This is a genomic window from Limnospira sp., assembly GCF_051859755.1.
GTDB classification, from domain to species: domain Bacteria; phylum Cyanobacteriota; class Cyanobacteriia; order Cyanobacteriales; family Microcoleaceae; genus Limnospira; species Limnospira fusiformis.
In genome coordinates, this window is sequence record NZ_JBIMLI010000032.1 from 1 (window position 1) to 16,331 (window position 16,331).

The 16,331-nt window shown below is 43.5% G+C and carries 14 protein-coding genes; 13 read left to right on the forward strand and 1 reads right to left on the reverse strand.

The window, feature by feature from the left end; genetic code table 11:
- Nucleotides 1-287: 287 nt before the first annotated feature.
- The 13 genes from ACTIE0_RS08050 (at nucleotide 288) to ACTIE0_RS08110 (ending at nucleotide 14,668) form a co-directional block, all read left to right on the forward strand.
- On the forward strand, nucleotides 288-1,103 hold the full coding sequence (locus ACTIE0_RS08050; RefSeq protein ID WP_006625684.1) for a carbohydrate ABC transporter permease: 816 nt from the start codon (nucleotides 288-290) through the stop codon (nucleotides 1,101-1,103).
- Between the two features lie 83 nt (nucleotides 1,104-1,186).
- Nucleotides 1,187-1,984: a DUF3153 domain-containing protein gene (locus tag ACTIE0_RS08055; RefSeq protein WP_006669183.1), complete on the forward strand. Its 798-nt coding sequence runs from the start codon at nucleotides 1,187-1,189 to the stop codon at nucleotides 1,982-1,984.
- A 102-nt stretch (nucleotides 1,985-2,086) separates the two neighbouring features.
- Nucleotides 2,087-3,220 (forward strand): glycosyltransferase, encoded by a 1,134-nt coding sequence (locus ACTIE0_RS08060; protein ID WP_006669182.1) that lies wholly within the window; start codon nucleotides 2,087-2,089, stop codon nucleotides 3,218-3,220.
- 128 nt (nucleotides 3,221-3,348) lie between these two features.
- Nucleotides 3,349-5,955 carry an adenylate/guanylate cyclase domain-containing protein gene (locus ACTIE0_RS08065; protein WP_006669181.1) on the forward strand — a complete coding sequence of 869 codons (2,607 nt, stop codon included), beginning with the start codon at nucleotides 3,349-3,351 and terminating at the stop codon, nucleotides 5,953-5,955.
- A 245-nt stretch (nucleotides 5,956-6,200) separates the two neighbouring features.
- Nucleotides 6,201-8,867 (forward strand): bifunctional acetaldehyde-CoA/alcohol dehydrogenase, encoded by a 2,667-nt coding sequence (gene adhE, locus ACTIE0_RS08070; protein ID WP_006625689.1) that lies wholly within the window; start codon nucleotides 6,201-6,203, stop codon nucleotides 8,865-8,867.
- Nucleotides 8,868-9,058: 191 nt separating this feature from the next.
- On the forward strand, nucleotides 9,059-10,519 hold the full coding sequence (locus ACTIE0_RS08075; protein WP_006669180.1) for a cation:proton antiporter: 1,461 nt from the start codon (nucleotides 9,059-9,061) through the stop codon (nucleotides 10,517-10,519).
- A 135-nt stretch (nucleotides 10,520-10,654) separates the two neighbouring features.
- Nucleotides 10,655-10,993, forward strand: coding sequence for an NADH-quinone oxidoreductase subunit K (locus ACTIE0_RS08080; RefSeq protein WP_006625691.1), 339 nt, complete (start codon nucleotides 10,655-10,657; stop codon nucleotides 10,991-10,993).
- Nucleotides 10,990-12,450 carry a cation:proton antiporter gene (locus ACTIE0_RS08085; RefSeq protein ID WP_006625692.1) on the forward strand — a complete coding sequence of 487 codons (1,461 nt, stop codon included), beginning with the start codon at nucleotides 10,990-10,992 and terminating at the stop codon, nucleotides 12,448-12,450. Before ACTIE0_RS08080 ends, ACTIE0_RS08085 begins: the two co-directional genes overlap by 4 nt.
- Nucleotides 12,447-12,845, forward strand: coding sequence for a Na+/H+ antiporter subunit E (locus ACTIE0_RS08090; protein WP_006625693.1), 399 nt, complete (start codon nucleotides 12,447-12,449; stop codon nucleotides 12,843-12,845). Before ACTIE0_RS08085 ends, ACTIE0_RS08090 begins: the two co-directional genes overlap by 4 nt.
- Nucleotides 12,842-13,102, forward strand: coding sequence for a hypothetical protein (locus ACTIE0_RS08095; RefSeq protein ID WP_006625694.1), 261 nt, complete (start codon nucleotides 12,842-12,844; stop codon nucleotides 13,100-13,102). The genes ACTIE0_RS08090 and ACTIE0_RS08095 overlap by 4 nt, the downstream gene beginning before the upstream one ends.
- Before the next feature lie 3 nt (nucleotides 13,103-13,105).
- Entirely contained in the window at nucleotides 13,106-13,387 is a 282-nt protein-coding gene (locus tag ACTIE0_RS08100) for a monovalent cation/H(+) antiporter subunit G (protein ID WP_006669178.1), read from the forward strand.
- Nucleotides 13,377-14,006: a DUF4040 domain-containing protein gene (locus ACTIE0_RS08105; RefSeq protein ID WP_006625696.1), complete on the forward strand. Its 630-nt coding sequence runs from the start codon at nucleotides 13,377-13,379 to the stop codon at nucleotides 14,004-14,006. Before ACTIE0_RS08100 ends, ACTIE0_RS08105 begins: the two co-directional genes overlap by 11 nt.
- Complete coding sequence (locus ACTIE0_RS08110) at nucleotides 14,006-14,668, forward strand: Na(+)/H(+) antiporter subunit B (protein ID WP_006625697.1); 663 nt, start codon at nucleotides 14,006-14,008, stop codon at nucleotides 14,666-14,668. Before ACTIE0_RS08105 ends, ACTIE0_RS08110 begins: the two co-directional genes overlap by 1 nt.
- Nucleotides 14,669-14,674: 6 nt before the next feature.
- On the opposite strand, the gene ACTIE0_RS08115 is transcribed toward ACTIE0_RS08110, so the two are convergent.
- Entirely contained in the window at nucleotides 14,675-16,321 is a 1,647-nt protein-coding gene (locus ACTIE0_RS08115) for an ABC1 kinase family protein (RefSeq protein ID WP_006669177.1), read from the reverse strand.
- Nucleotides 16,322-16,331: the final 10 nt, after the last annotated feature.

Here is a 16,331-nt window from a genome sequence, read left to right on the forward strand (position 1 = left end):
CAAACGTTGGGACATATAAACAGTTATGGGATGGTCAGGGTACGAGTCCCTTATATTTCACCAAGGGGTGAAAGTCCCACTAGGAGGTTATTTCAGGCATTGCAGCCTTATTTGACTCCTAAACGTCTCGCACTTATAGTTTACTTTATCTATTTATTCCAGGAATTGACCAACTTTGTAGGATTTTCTAGGATTAGTTCCTGACCTACCCAGTTAAACTTAATGATCATAGCATTTTTGATAAGTTTATCTTAATCCAATTAGCGATCGCCTTATAACTCAACTTTATGAAAAAATCTGTAAACTGGACTACTTTTTTTCAGGTACTGACCCTGTTGTTGTTACTGGTGGGGGCGGCCATTGTCCTACTACCCCTAGTGATTGTGGTAGGATCCTCCCTATCAGAACCTAGTGCCGTCGAGAGTTCTCAGCTTACCCTGAAAAACTACCAAGAGGCATGGCAGCGGGGTAACTTCCTGTTAGCCTTCGCCAATTCCACCTTTGTCGCCTTATCTGTAACCGCCTTTCAGGTGATCACCTCAGCCTTAGCGGGTTATGCCTTAGCGCGACTCAAATTTCGCGGCCGCCAGGCGATCGTCTTAGTAGTGTTGGCGACTTTGGTCATTCCCTTTCAATTATTAGTAGTTCCCATTTTTCTCGTCCTCAAATGGGGTCATTTACTCAACTCCTACTGGGCTTTAATCCTACCCACAGCCGTCAATGGCTTCGGGATTTTTCTGTTACGCCAATATTTCATCACCATTCCCGTAGCCTTAGAGGAAGCGGCCACCATTGACGGGGCCAACCGTTGGCAAATTCTCACCCAAATTATGCTACCCCTAGCCCGTCCTGCCCTAGTAACCCTGTTTCTATTTACCTTCATTGGCGAATGGAATGATTTATTCAAGCCCTTGGTATTTACCACCAGACCCGAGTTAAGAACCGTACAACTAGCTTTAGCCGAATTTCAGGAACAGTTTACCAGCAGTTGGCAACTACTAATGGCCGCCGTAGTTATTGCCACTGTCCCCGTGGTGATCTTATTCCTGTTGGGTCAGCGACAGTTCATCCGAGGCATTGCTACCACAGGAATTAAAAATTAACCCCTCAGCAATTGACAATGGTTTGGCGATCGGGTTTGATGAGAAACAGATGAGCAGCCGATTTTCTGGTGAGGCCAAGTTGGATGTTGAAACGATTGCGAGTTCTGATCATCAGTTGTTTAGTTTCCCTGATGCTGGGGGGATGTGTTCACTCCGATATAGGGATTGAATTTTCTGATCAGACCCACGGCAAAATTGTCCAGCATATCCGGTTAGCCGAAGGAGTGACTAACTTCGGATCTGACGCTTTAGATGAGTGGCTTCCGAGTCTGCGTCGTCGCGCCAAACTTCTCAACGGTAAAGCTAAACAATTGTCCAATCAGGAGATTGAAGTTACTATCCCCTTTGACAATGGGGCAGATTTGCAGAAAAAATTTAGCGCCTTTTTTAACCCCATGACCCCCCCCTCTAGCCGATCGCTTCCGGCTACAGAAGGGCAACTACCACAATTTGCCTCAGATTTGCGTTTAAAGCAAAATAACTTAATATTTGCTCTGCGTAATCGGATTAACCTAGAATTAGACCTAACATCCCTAGCCCTAGTAGCCAGCGAGGATAACGTTATTGTTGGGGCAGAAAACCTGATCGACCTAGAATTTAGGCTGATTACTCCTTGGGGGGCGCGGGTCATAGGAGACGGCAACCCCGACTCTGACTCCAACCCGACCACAGAAGAAAACGGCAAGTTGGTAGTATGGACTCTCAAACCTGGAGAGATTAACCGACTCGAAGCCATTTTCTGGGTTCCTAGTCCTGTAGGTATTGGTACAGCTATCATTGCCGTTTTCGCATATTTTGGCTTCCTGCTGAAGTATCGACTGTTATCACCGACTGTCACACCAGCCGCCAATAATAATCAACCTCTTACCTCGGATAGCTAAAACTGGGTAAATTTTACTATGGTGATGACTGTAGTTTTAAAGACTCGTTTTTTATGGTCTCTAAAGCCCTCCAAAATATTTGACAAGCCGCGCTAAATTTTTATGAGAATCGCCCTTTTTACTGAAACATTTTTACCGAAAATAGATGGGATTGTTACCCGTTTATGTCATACCGCCGAACAACTAAATCGCCTAGGTGATGAGGTGCTAATAGTTTCTCCAGAAGGTGGATTAACCGAATATAAAGGCTGTCAAATCTACGGTGTAGATGGATTTCCTCTCCCTATGTATCCCGAACTCAAAATCGGTCTTCCTCATCCGGGAATTGGGGCAAAATTAGCCGAATTTAAACCAGATATTATCCATGTGGCTAACCCGGCTGTATTAGGCTTAAGTGGCTTATATTATGGTAAAAAACTCAACGTCGGGTTAGTAGCCTCCTACCATACCCATCTACCCCAATACCTGCACCACTACGGCTTAGGAATGCTGGAGGAATTCCTGTGGGGGTTATTGCGTACAGCCCATAATCAGGCTATGTTAAACCTGTGTACCTCCACAGCTATGGTTGAGGAATTACGCAATCATGGCATTGAACGGGTAGACCTATGGCAGAGGGGGGTGGATACAGAACTGTTCCAGCCCCACAAAGCCACTAAAGAAATGCGCGCGAGCCTCAGTATGGGAAACCCAGACGATACCCTACTGTTGTATGTGGGGAGACTAGGAGCCGAAAAAGAAATCGATCGCATTAAACCTATTCTAGCAGCAATACCCAACGCCCGTCTAGCCCTAGTCGGAGATGGTCCGAACCGAGAAAACCTAGAACAACATTTCGCCGGAACTCCCACCAACTTTGTGGGTTATCTGCGGGGAGAACAATTAGCGGCCGCTTACGCCTGCGCTGATGCCTTCATTTTCCCTTCCCGGACAGAAACCCTAGGTTTAGTCCTCCTCGAGGCTATGGCCGCAGGAACCCCCGTAGTAGCCGCGCGGTCTGGGGGAATTCCCGATATTGTCACTGATGGAGTAAATGGCTATCTGTTTGACCCCAGGGATGAACAAGGAGCCATCAAAGCCACCAGTAGACTGTTATCCCATAGTGATGAGCGGGAAAGGTTGCGACAAAATGCCCGATTAGAAGCCGAACGCTGGGGGTGGGCTGCTGCCACTAGCCAACTGAGACGCTATTATCAAAATATTTTAGCTCGTCAATCACTGCCCTCTGTTGCCTAGCTGAGAGGAAACCCGTAGACTTGAGACAAGGAATGGATTATTGCTGTTCCTTGCTTCTTCCTTTTTAGGCTACTGAATCGGGGGATAAACCGTTCAGATGGAGTCCTTTGTCAATTTAACCCCGACCCATGACAGTTTCCCACGCAGGTAGCATTCTGGCTACATTGACTCAAGTTAATCGCATGGGCTTGTTGGCAGATCGTGTAAAAAATCTGCCAATGGGAGAGTTTATTTGTATTCTCGATTTCATTACCGCAGAATTTCAACAATTTCTCCGAGCTATCGAACTGATTAACAATGAAGCGATCGAAACCCTCCTCGAACAGCTTCTCGATGCCTTTACTCTCAAAATCGGACAAATCTTAGAAGCCGATCGCACTACCATTTTTTTGATTAATCGCAGCAAGGGTCAGCTTTGGTACAAAACCTCTCCCGAAAACAACGAAACTGACGGCGAGGGGAACTCCGACTCTAAACATACCGAGGAAATTCGCCTACCTATGGATGTGGGTATTCTCGGCCATGTCGCCTGTACCGGAGAAGCCCTCAATATCACTGATGCTCAAACCCATGAGTTCTTCGACCCCGCTATTGATCAACCATCAGGGTACGAAGCGCGCAGCATTCTCTGTATGCCCATTTTTAGCACCCAAAATCCTCAAGAGGCCGTCGCCGTGGTGCGACTCCTCAATAAAGCAGGCGATCGCCCTTTTACCGAGGAAGACGAACAGCAATTTCGCTCCTTTGCTGATTCTATTGGCATTATCCTCGAAAGCTGTCAATCGTTTTTTGTGGCCGCCCGTAACCAGCGAGGTGTAGCAGCCCTCCTCAAAGCTACCACTACCCTCGGTCAAAGTTTAGATCTCGAAACTACTTTGTTATCCGTAATGGAACAGGCGAGAGACCTAATGCAAGCCGATCGCAGTACCATTTTCCTACTCAAAAAAGAAACCGAGGAACTCTGGACTAAAGTAGCTAAGGCTGATGGTAAAACCATGATGGAAATTCGCATTCCCGCTAATAAAGGAATTGCGGGTTATGTGGCTTCCACAGGTCAAGTGCTAAATATTACCAATGCTTATGCAGACCCTCGCTTTGACCCGACAACCGATCGCAAAACTGGCTATCGCACTCGTAATATTCTCTGTATGCCAGTTGACAACGCTAAAGGTGAGCTGATTGGTGTCACTCAGTTAATTAATAAACATAAAGGCAGTTTCACCGATTCTGATGAGGAATTTCTGCGGGCTTTTAATGCTCAGGCGGGTATTGCTTTGCAAAATGCCCAACTGTTTGAAAATGTCATGGTGGAGAAACAGTATCAAAAAGATATTCTCCAAAGTCTCTCAGATGTGGTTATTTCGACCGATTTACAAGGTCGCATTGTTACCATTAATGATGCCGCTTTAGAATTGCTCGGCTGTCCCCGTCACCGTCCCCGCCATCGACAAATTCGCGAATATTGGGAATATCAACTTAGCGGACAATATATCTGGGATGTTCTTCCTATTGAAAATTTGCAATTGCGTCTTGAGGATAGTCTCAAATTTGCCGCCCGCCATTTTGTCCCCGAACAAAGTTTAACTGTAGGATTAGTCGAAATGATAGTTGGGGAATTTGGAGATACAACACCCATCCCCATTTTGGTGGTTCCTGATGAGAAAAAACCAGATATTTATCATGTTTGGGGTCAAGAATATCAGCCTTTGGATGGCAATTCTTTGGCTGATAATGAGGCGATCGCTTCCGAAATTAGACTCCTAGAACGTAGCATTAATTTGACTGTTAATCCTTTGACTAACCCCGAAGGTGGTGTCCGGGGTGGTTTGGTGGTTTTGGAAGATATTAGCCGCGAAAAACGTATGAAAACTACCATGTATCGCTATATGACTCCCGGAGTCGCTGAACGGGTTATGGCTTTGGGAGAAGATGCTTTGATGATTGGGGAAAGGAAAGAAGTAACTATTCTATTTTCTGATATTCGTGGCTATACCACCTTAACTGAAAATTTGGAAGCCTCTGATGTCGTCGCGTTGTTAAATCAATATTTTGAAACTATGGTCGAAGCCGTTTTTTCCCATGAGGGAACTTTGGATAAGTTTATCGGGGATGCACTTATGGCTGTGTTTGGTGCGCCTCTTCCCCTCAGAGATAATCATGCTTGGATGGCGGTTAAGTCCGCTTTGGATATGCGAAAACGGTTGAAAGATTTTAATGAGTCTCGACCTAATGAACCTCAAATTAAAATTGGTATTGGTATGAGTTCCGGAGAAGTCGTATCGGGAAATATTGGCTCTCAAAAACGGATGGATTATACTGTGATTGGCGATGGGGTTAATTTGAGTTCCCGCTTGGAACAACTGACTAAATTGTATGGCTGTGATATTATTTTAAGTGAGATGACTTATCATTTGTGTGGCGATCGCATTTGGGTGAGAGAGTTGGATAAAGTCCGGGTGAAAGGTAAAAATAATGCCGTTAATATTTATGAGTTGATTGCCTCAAAATCTCAGGCTTTAGATGATGAATTGGTCGAGTTTTTGGGCTATTATAACCTGGGACGACAGGCTTATTTGGCTAGGGATTTTGCTTTGGCTATTCAGCATTTTGAAGTAGCTCAAAAAATGCGATCGGATGATAGGGCTGTCGAAATTCACATCGGTCGCGCCCAGAATTATTTACAAAATCCCCCACCCCCCGACTGGGATGGTATCCATACTATGACAACTAAATAATTAATAATTAATGATTCAATAATTCATTATTATTGATTGATTATGTATCATGGGATACACCCTTTGGCTATAATCAACGGTAGGGGAGTCAAGCAAACTTGATGTTTGAGCAGATGCTACCTACACAAATCACAAACAAGCGCTATACTGTCTGATAGTCAAAATCTTTGAGCCACTACTGTACTGCATGGGTCAGCCTAAGACCCTGTACATAGTTGGGTAATAGTCCTATCTGAGGTATTTTCATGGTTAATCGAGTGACCAATATCGAAGAATTAGAGAACTTGATTGCGCGGGTAAAAGTAGCCCAGCAAAAATTCTCTGGCTTCACTCAAGAACAGGTAGACTACATTTTTAAGAAAGCAGCCCTAGCCGCTAATGCTGCGCGTATACCTCTAGCTAAAATAGCCGTCGAAGAAACCGGTATGGGGGTAGTTGAGGATAAGGTGATTAAAAATCACTTCGCCTCAGAAATCATCTATAACAAGTATAAAAACACCAAAACCTGTGGTGTTATTGAATCCGATAAATCCTTCGGATTCCAAAAAATCGCCGAACCTGTGGGCATCTTAGCAGGTATTGTCCCCACTACTAATCCCACCTCTACCGCTATTTTTAAGGCTTTAATTGCCTTAAAAACTCGCAATGGGATTATTTTTTCACCCCACCCCCGCGCCCAAAAATGTACTAATGAGGCGGCGCGTATTATTCTGGAAGCAGCCGTTGAAGCCGGTGCGCCCGAAGATATTATTGGTTGGATTGATGAACCGACAGTTCCCCTATCTCAGGCGTTGATGCAGCATCAAGATGTTAAACTGATACTGGCTACAGGGGGTCCGGGAATGGTGCGGGCTGCTTATTCTTCCGGGCGACCCTCTTTAGGTGTTGGTGCGGGGAATACTCCGGCTTTAATTGATGATTCTGCTCATATTAAAATGGCGGTATCTTCGATTATCCTCAGTAAAACTTTTGACAATGGCATGATTTGTGCTAGTGAACAGTCTGTAATTGTCGTTGATTCTATTTATGACCAGGTACGGGAGGAATTTCTCTCCCGTGGTGCTTATTTCCTCACCCCAGAAGAAACCGATCGCATGGCGAAGGTGATTTTTGTAGACGGTCATCTTAACCCCGAAATTGTCGGTCAAACTGTTAAGAAATTGGGAGGAATGGCGGGGCTAAATCTTTCTGATGATACCCGTGTGATTATCGGGGAACGACCGGCAATTGATGATGATGACCCCTTCGCCCATGAAAAACTATCGCCGGTTTTGGTTATGTATCGGGCGAAAGATTTTGAGGATGCCGTTCTGAAAGCTGAACATTTGGTACAGTTGGGAGGTCGTGGTCACACCGCCGCTTTGTATACTTCCCCCAATAATACTGATCATATTAATGCCTTTGAGGGTAAGGTACAAACGGCGCGGGTGTTAATTAATACCCCTTCATCTCAAGGGGCGATCGGAGATTTGTATAACTTCCGTCTTGACCCTTCTTTAACTCTGGGTTGTGGAACTTGGGGCGGTAATTCCATTAGTGAAAACGTCGAACCTACTCACCTGTTGAATATTAAAACCGTTGCCGAACGACGGGAAAATATGCTGTGGTTCCGAGTCCCTCCCAAAATCTATTTCAAGTATGGTTCCCTACCCGTCGCTTTGCGAGAGTTGGCAGGTAAAAAACGGGCTTTTATTGTCACTGATAAGCCTTTGTTTAATTTGGGAATTACCGCATCTCTTGAGGAAGTCCTCGAAGAAATCGGGGTTAAATATGACGTTTTTTATGATGTTGAACCTGACCCGTCTTTGGATACCGTACAACGGGGTTTAACTCTCATGAATACCTTTGAACCGGATGTCATTATTGCCATTGGTGGTGGGTCGCCTATGGATGCTGCTAAGATTATGTGGCTCATGTATGAACATCCAGATATTGAGTTTGAAGGTTTGGCGATGCGATTTATGGATATCCGTAAACGGGTCTATGATTTGCCGCCGCTGGGAGAAAAAGCAGTAATGGTAGCAATTCCTACTACTTCGGGAACTGGATCCGAGGTGACACCCTTTGCTGTGGTTACCGATCGCCGCAATAATATTAAGTATCCTTTGGCAGATTATGCCTTGACTCCTAATATTGCGATCGTTGACCCCGAATTGGTCTTAAATATGCCAAAAAGTTTAACCGCTTTTGGGGGTATTGATGCCTTAACTCACGCCATAGAAGCCTTTGTTTCCGTGTTGGCTTCCGAATACACCAATGGTATGGCTTTAGAAGCAATTCGGCTGATTTTCAAGTATCTACCTAGTTCCTATAACAATGGCGCGAATGACCCGAAAGCGCGGGAAAAAATGCACTATGCCTCTACCATGGCCGGGATGGCTTTTGCTAATGGTTTCTTGGGTATTTGCCATTCTATTGCCCACCAATTAGGGGGGACATTCCACATTCCCCACGGTTTAGCGAATGCCTTAATGATTAGCTATATAATTCGCTACAATGCTACTGATGCACCCTTCAAACAAGCCACTTTCTCCCAATACAAATATCCTAACACTAAATGGCGTTATGCTCGCGTCGCGGATTATTTGAATTTGGGCGGAAATACTGATGATGAAAAAATCGATCGCCTAATTTTGGCTATTGAAGAACTCAAGCATAAGGTAGGAATTCCTAAAGCCATGAAAGAAGTCGTTAAAGAAAGCGAAGCCGAGTTTTTGGCTAAGGTTGATGAAGTCGCAGATCAAGCCTTTGATGATCAGTGTACAGGGGCCAATCCTCGCTATCCCTTAATTGAGGATCTCAAACAACTGATTATTGATGCCTATTATGGGCATCCAGTCGTCGCTACCGAAAATAATGGCAAAACTGTATTTCCGACTTTTGGCCCGGAACCAGTTATGATGGGTGAATAGGTTGTGAGTTACCTATAAATTGAAGCCCATTTGAGAGGCGAGTTTCTGACTAGATCAGATCGCCTCTTTTTTTTGCTCAAATGGGGGCCAGCATAGCCATAAATATTTTGGTGTCTATCATGTATAATCCGAATATTAGATTCTCACTAAGAACCTGATTTGAGTAATTATCTGGATGACCATAACAGCCCATGACCTATATCACCATCGTCTTGATATTACTGCCAATTTTGGTAGGATTTTGCATTTATCTATTCCCCAAAATCGATCGCTATTCGGCTATGGCGGTTGTCCTGATGTCTTTTGCTTACGGGTTATGGGTTATCTTAGAACCCCCCAACCTGAATATTCAATTATTGAATAACTTTGGAGTTCAATTATTAATTGATCAGAATAGTGGCTACTTAATCTTGACCAATGCCTTAGTCACTATGGCAGTGATTGTCTACTGTTGGCAGTCCCGGATTACTGGCTTGTTTTTTACTCAGATATTAATTGTTCATAGCAGCCTTAACTCAATTTTTATGTCCCAGGACTTTATTAGTCTATATGTGGCTTTAGAAGTCTTAGCAATAGGCGTTTTTTTATTAATTGCTTATCCTCGCAGCGATCGCTCAATTTGGGTAGGCTTACGCTATCTATTTGTTAGCAATACCGCCATGCTATTCTACCTGGTAGGGGTCGCCCTTGTCTACCAAGCCCATCATTCCTTTGCTTTTGCTGGCTTACGGGGTTCCTCTCCAGAGGCTATATCCCTAATCTTCATGGGTTTATTAGCCAAGGGTGGTATCTTCGTCTCAGGGTTATGGCTACCCATGACCTATGCTGAATCAGAAACCCCTGTTTCCGCCCTTCTCTCAGGAATTGTCACCAAAGCCGGAGTTTTTCCCTTAGTACGTTTAGCTTTAATTCTACCCGAATTTAGCCCAGTTCTAAGCATCTTTGGGGTAGCCGCCGCCTTGTTAGGTGCAATTTATGCCATTTTTGAACAAGACACCAAACGCACCCTCGCTTTTAGTAGTATTTCCCAATTAGGTTTGATGATTGTCGCCCCCGTCGCCGGAAGTTTTTATGCTCTCACTCACGGCTTAGTTAAATCAGCTTTATTCCTCATAGAAGGAAGTCTACCTAGTCGCGACTTTAAACAACTGCACCAGCAGCCGATTACCACTTTCCTCTGGCTAATTCTACTCCTGGCTAGTTTATCTATATCTGGTTTCCCCCTGTTATCTATTTTTTCAGCAAAAGCCCTCGTTTTTAAAGACTTGTCAACTTGGGAAGATATCGCTCTCAATATTGCCTCAGTGGGAACCGTCATATATTTTGCCAAATTTATATTTGTTCCCCACGAACAATCCGCCGCATCAGCAAAATTTGACTCTCAAAAAGTGTCATTAGTTCCAGCTATATGTATTCTGTTTATTGCCTTAATTTTCGCTAATCTTCCCTACTACGAGTCTACCTATACCGTCGAGAAGATTACTAAGGCTTTAGCTACTATTGGGGTGGGTTGGTTAGCCTATTTTATGATTTTCAAAAACTCCCTAATTAACCTCCCGAAAACTTGGGAAAAATTAGACCATCTGATTGGGGTCATGACTCTGAGTTTAACTGGTATATTTTGGCTGGTTGTGTGGTTAAAAATTTCCTAAATTTTTGCCATGATAAACCCGAGCATTTTGGCTAACTAAAATTTTGCCAAAATTCCCAAAAAGATATTTTGTTTTTTGCGGAAATAGTGTATGCTTTACATATAATTAACCAACTCCTTTAGCTGACAGATCATTGTGTTAGAGTCGTTAGTATTCGCCTCCGTGATGTTCGGATTTTTCGGCATCATTCTCAAAAAGAACCTGATGATGAAAATTATCTCCATGGATGTGATGAGTACAGGGGTAATCGCCTATTATGTACTTATCGCCTCCCGAGATGGCTTTTTTACGCCGATTATCGGTAATGCCAGAGATAATGGCAATTATGCCGACCCCGTGCCACAGGCGGTGATTTTGACAGCGATCGTAATTGGCTTTTCCGTCCAAGCATTAATGCTGGTTGGTGTCATGAAGTTAGCCCGCGATAACCCCACCCTAGAAACCGACGAGATCGAAAAGAACAATACCCCATGACCAATATTACGATCGCATTGATAGCATTACCAATGTTTATCGGGTTCAGTATCTATTTACTTCCCAAATTCGATCGCTATCTAGCTGTTTTGGCAGCCCTTTGTTCCCTAGCTTATGGGTTGCAGGTTCTGTTAAATGATACAGATTTGCCAATCAAACTACTAGATAACTTCGGTGTTCAACTATTAGTTGATCAACAAAGTGGCTACTTGATTGTGACCAACGCCCTAGTCACAACTGCAGTGATTTTTTACTGTTGGAACCGGGAGAAAGTCGCTTTTTTTTATGCCCAGACAATGATTTTACATGGCAGTGTTAATGCCACATTTGTTTGTCAGGATTTTCTTAGCCTGTATGTAGCCCTAGAGGTTTTAGGAATCGCAGTTTTCCTGTTAATTTCCTACCCTCGTAGCGATCGCTCAATTTGGATAGCCCTACGCTATCTATTTGTGAGCAACACCGCCATGCTATTCTACCTGATCGGGGTCGGTCTTGTCTACCAAGCCGATCATTCCTTTGCCTTTAGTGGCTTACGGACTTCACCTCCAGAAGCCATAGCCCTAATCTTAATGGCACTATTAGTCAAAGGTGGCGTGTTTGTCTCTGGGTTATGGCTACCGCTAACCCACTCCGAATCGGAAACCCCCGTTTCCGCCCTTCTCTCAGGAGTCGTAGTCAAAGCCGGAGTCTTTCCCCTAATTCGTTGCGCCCTAATTGTACCAGAGATTGACCCAGTGCTAAGAATCTTTGGTATCAGCACCGCCATTTTCGGTGTGGTTTATGCAGTTTTTCAAAAAGACACCAAGCTAACCCTAGCTTTTAGCACCATTTCCCAGTTAGGATTTGTTCTTGCCGCCCCAGTAGTTGGCGGTTTTTATGCCCTCACCCACGGCTTGGTTAAATCAGCTTTATTCTTAATAGCTGGAAGTTTACCTAGTCGCAGCTTTAAGCAACTACAGGCGCAGCCCATTAATACCTCAGTTTGGATACCATTATTGATAGCTAGTTTGTCTGTCTCTGGTTTCCCTTTACTGTCTGGCTTTGGTGCGAAGATTATCACCTTTAAAAATCTGTGGTCTTGGCAAGAAATCATCCTTAATATAGCCGCCATAGGAACAACCATATACTTTGCTAAATTCATCTTTATTCCCCATACTCAACTACCAGCAACCCCAGAAACTGAAGAAAAGCAACGGGGGTTATTACCAGCCATGGTAATTCTGCTGGGGGGGCTGATTTTGGCTAACTTTTTCTATTATCAATCAGTTTACACCATTGATAATATTGTCAAATCTCTGGTAACTATAAGTGTCGGATGGTTGGCTTATTTTGTGCTGTTTAAAGACTTAGTAGTGAACCTGTCCAGATCCTGGGAAAAGCTGGAACATATTATTGGTGGAATGACCATCATGTTAACAGTGCTCTTTTGGTTTATTTTCGCGGTGGGTATAGCATGATTAAATATCTGTCTCTCAACTTAATTCTGCGATTAGCTATTTGGTTTCTGATTACTGCTGACCTGAGTTTAGCTAATATCATTATCGGGGTGAGTGTGTGTTTATTATTACCCGGTCGTAGCCCCTCTAAGGCGGCTTTAAACGACTGGTTAAGGGCTTTTGGGGAAGTCATTAGGTCAGTGCCTCAAGCCTACCTAGAGGCTTTTGAGATTATCTTAAAACCCCATAATTATGAAGATATCACCATGGAAAGAGTGAAACCCCAAAGAACACCGGGTTTAATTTTTTTAGATATCTTTATCATTACCTTTACCCCGAAAACAATTGTTTTAAAATATCACCAAGAGGGCTGGTATGAAGTCCATTGGGTACGTCGCCGGAGGCCTGATTCATGAACAATATTTTAATGATAATGCTGGTAGCTTTAATGATTCCTATTTACGAAGCCTGCCAAGATGATAATATTTGGCAAAAGGTGTTAGCATTTTCTAGTATTGCTAGTAAAACATCGATCATGATTCTAGTTGTCTCGGTTTTAAGAGATGATTGGATGATTGGCGTAGTTGGGGTAATTATTCTCAGTGTTGGGAATGCGTCTTTAATGCTATTGGCTCAAATTCTTAGACGCATGAGTGATGTATTAACTAAGTGAATCATGATTAACTTATTCAGTGACCTTTTGATGTTAGTTGGGGTGGTCTTTTGGTTTTGGGGAACTTTTCCCCTAGTCGGCGATCGCTCAGTATTATTCAAACTACATGGTTTATCAGTCTCTGATACCTTGGGTTCCATGACCATAGTTTTCGGACTATTACTGAGAATTCCCAGCGAATGGCCCCTGCTGATTCTTGCCATTATTTCTTTGGCAATTTGGAATACTGTTTTAGGATATGTATTAGCTTACTGTTCCAGTAGTGAAGGTGACGATGAACGATAATACTATCTATCTAATCACGGCGTTAATGCCTCTAGCCACCGCCATGGTAGTTTTACAAGTTAACCCCTATCATGCCTTAGTAATTCGTGGTATATTGGGTGCTGTGGCTGCTTTGGTTTATGCGATCTTAGGGGCTGCAGATGTAGCCTTAACTGAAGCATTAGTGGGGACGATGCTGGCAATTACCCTGTATGGGGTGGCGGTGCGTTCTTCTTTGGTTATGCGTTTGGGTGTCCTGAAAGAGGAATTACAACAGCCGGAAAGCGATCGCCCTTTTGGTCAACTGGTCGATGAATTACGGGGAATTTTTCGCCAACATTATATGCGGGTTGAATTAGTACCTTATAAGGACTTAGAAGAGTTACATCATGCCTTAGTCACCAAGGAAATTCATGCCACTTGTATCCAGCCTTTACATTCAATATTTGCCAGTCCTTACCCGACCAAATCTCATCAACCAGAATCGCCAGAATCGCCAGAATCGGCAGAACCGGAACCTTTACCCTATTATACCACTACTAGGCTGAAACGGCTCTATGACATTATGCAAGCCGAACTGACATCATCCCGAACCATTTTAAACTATTTTAATTTAACAGAATCTGGGGAGAAACACTAATGAAATGGGTTTATGTCGCTGTGGGTGTGATACTTTATCTCAAGATGTTGCTGATTGCCAACCCGATCGATGAATGGTTGGGTCCTTCCATTGTGGAAGTAGTAGTGCAAGATAGTGGTGTACCTAATGCGGTTTCCGGCATCATTTTCAGAAATCGCCTCTATGATACCATCTTCGAGGTAGTGGTTTTTACCATCTCAATTATGGGCTGTAATTTTTTACTCGCCAATGAGAAACCCCTTAGTAAAGTGTATCGATTTACTGATCAGCCTTCCGTTGTTTTAGCGCGACTAGGCGCGACTATTGCGGCTTTGGTGAGTATTGAATTAGCCATTAGGGGTCATCTTAGCCCTGGGGGTGGTTTTGCTGCCGGAGTAGCAGGAGGGACGGCGATCGGTTTAATTGCGATCACTTCTCCACCGGAGTTAATGCAGGGAATTTATCAGCGTTGGCAGGCATCTATTTGGGAGAAAATTTCCGTCCTCATCTTTATTTTATTGGCGGTAATTACTCTGTTTGGTATAGAATTACCTCATGGTGAATTAGGGAGTTTAGTCAGTGGTGGGATTATGCCATTACTGAATATTTTAGTTGCCTTAAAGGTGGCTTTGGGGTCCTGGGCGGCGGTGTTAATTTTTATTCGCTATCGGGGCTTATTATAGGTTAATTTACCGTAAATTTCCCGATCGCAATACACTCACCAGCAGCCATAACCCCACCAGGGAAGCCGCCGCAAAGAGGATATTACTAATCAGAGACAACTGGGGAGTTTGCGCCCCAGTTGAAATCATCGCCGCCCCCATAATTAACGAACCGAGTACAATACTAAAAGACAGGCGGTTAGCCGCATCATTTAGGCTATTTTTCAGGCTAGTTAATTCTGGGATTCTAATATTCCATTTGAGAGTTTCGGAAGTAACCCGGTCTAAAAACAGTTCAATTTGACTAGGCGATCGCAATGATAAACTTTTGAGATCTAAAGCCGTCCTTAACAGAGTCTCTAGGGGGTTATCTCCTAACAATTGATTGCGGAATAACTCCGTCATCAATGGTTTAATCTCATTGAGTAAATTAACCTCCGGGTTAAAACTGCGGGTGACTCCCTCCAAATTCGCCAAAGTTTTAGCATATAATCCCATATTACTAGGGAGGCGAATTCTATTATTGCGAGAAATCTGCAAAATCTCATAGAATACCTGACTAAAATTAATTTCCGCCAGACTCAGATTATAATATCGTCTCAGCATACTATCATAATCATTAGTCAGGCGACCCAGTTGCACCGATTCCGATGATTCTGCTAATTCTAAGGTAAGTTGGGCGCAACGTCTAGCATCTATATCCACAACTGCTAGTAACATTTCGGTTAAAATTTGCTGAGTCCGAGGGTCTAGCCTTCCCACCATTCCACAATCTAAAATAGCTACCCGTCCATCATTAAGATAAAACAGATTTCCTGGGTGGGGGTCCGCATGAAAAAAGCCATCTAAATAGATTTGCTGAAAAAAGGCACGAAATAATAAACTGGTAATTTCTCCCCGGCGTGGATCATCCTCATTGGTCTGTTTCTTAGAAGGTTCTGACAACAATAAAGGTACACCATCTAACCATTCTAATACCAGTAAATTAGGAGTTGTAAATTCCCAGTAAACTTTGGGAATAATTAACTTTTCGGGGTCAAACCACCGAGTTTTTGAGAGATTTTGCCGCAATTTGTCTGTATATTCAGCTTCTGAGGTAAAGTCTAATTCAGCTTTTAAAGCGCTAGTAAATTCCTCAGCGATCGCCACAATATCATAATCTTCTCCCCACTCAGTAATCGCCACTAAATCCGCCAAAGATTTAATTAACTCAATATCCTGTTCAACAATAATAGAAATTCCTGGACGCTGTACTTTTAAGGCCACTTCTTCGCCACTTTTCAACGTAGCGCGATGGATTTGTCCAATGGATGCCGCCGCCACCGCCTCAGTTTCAATACGACTAAAAATCTGGTCTAAAGGTTGAGAAAACTGTTGTCTAAGTTGAGTTTCAATATCCCCCCAAGCCACAGCGGGAACATTAGCTTGTAAATCGGTTAAAGCATCAACATATCTTCCCGGTAGCAAATCAGGACGAGTTGATAAAAGTTGTCCTAACTTGACATAAACCGGACCCAATTCAATTAAAATATTCCGTAAAACATCAGGAGATGGTAGCCGAGGTTCTTCTGGTTTATCCCCCACTAACAAACCCCGCATATAGTCCCAGCCGTTGCTGAAAACAATTTCCAAAATTTCGCGTTTTCGGGAGCTTTTTTTAGTAATGGAGAACATAAATTTATCG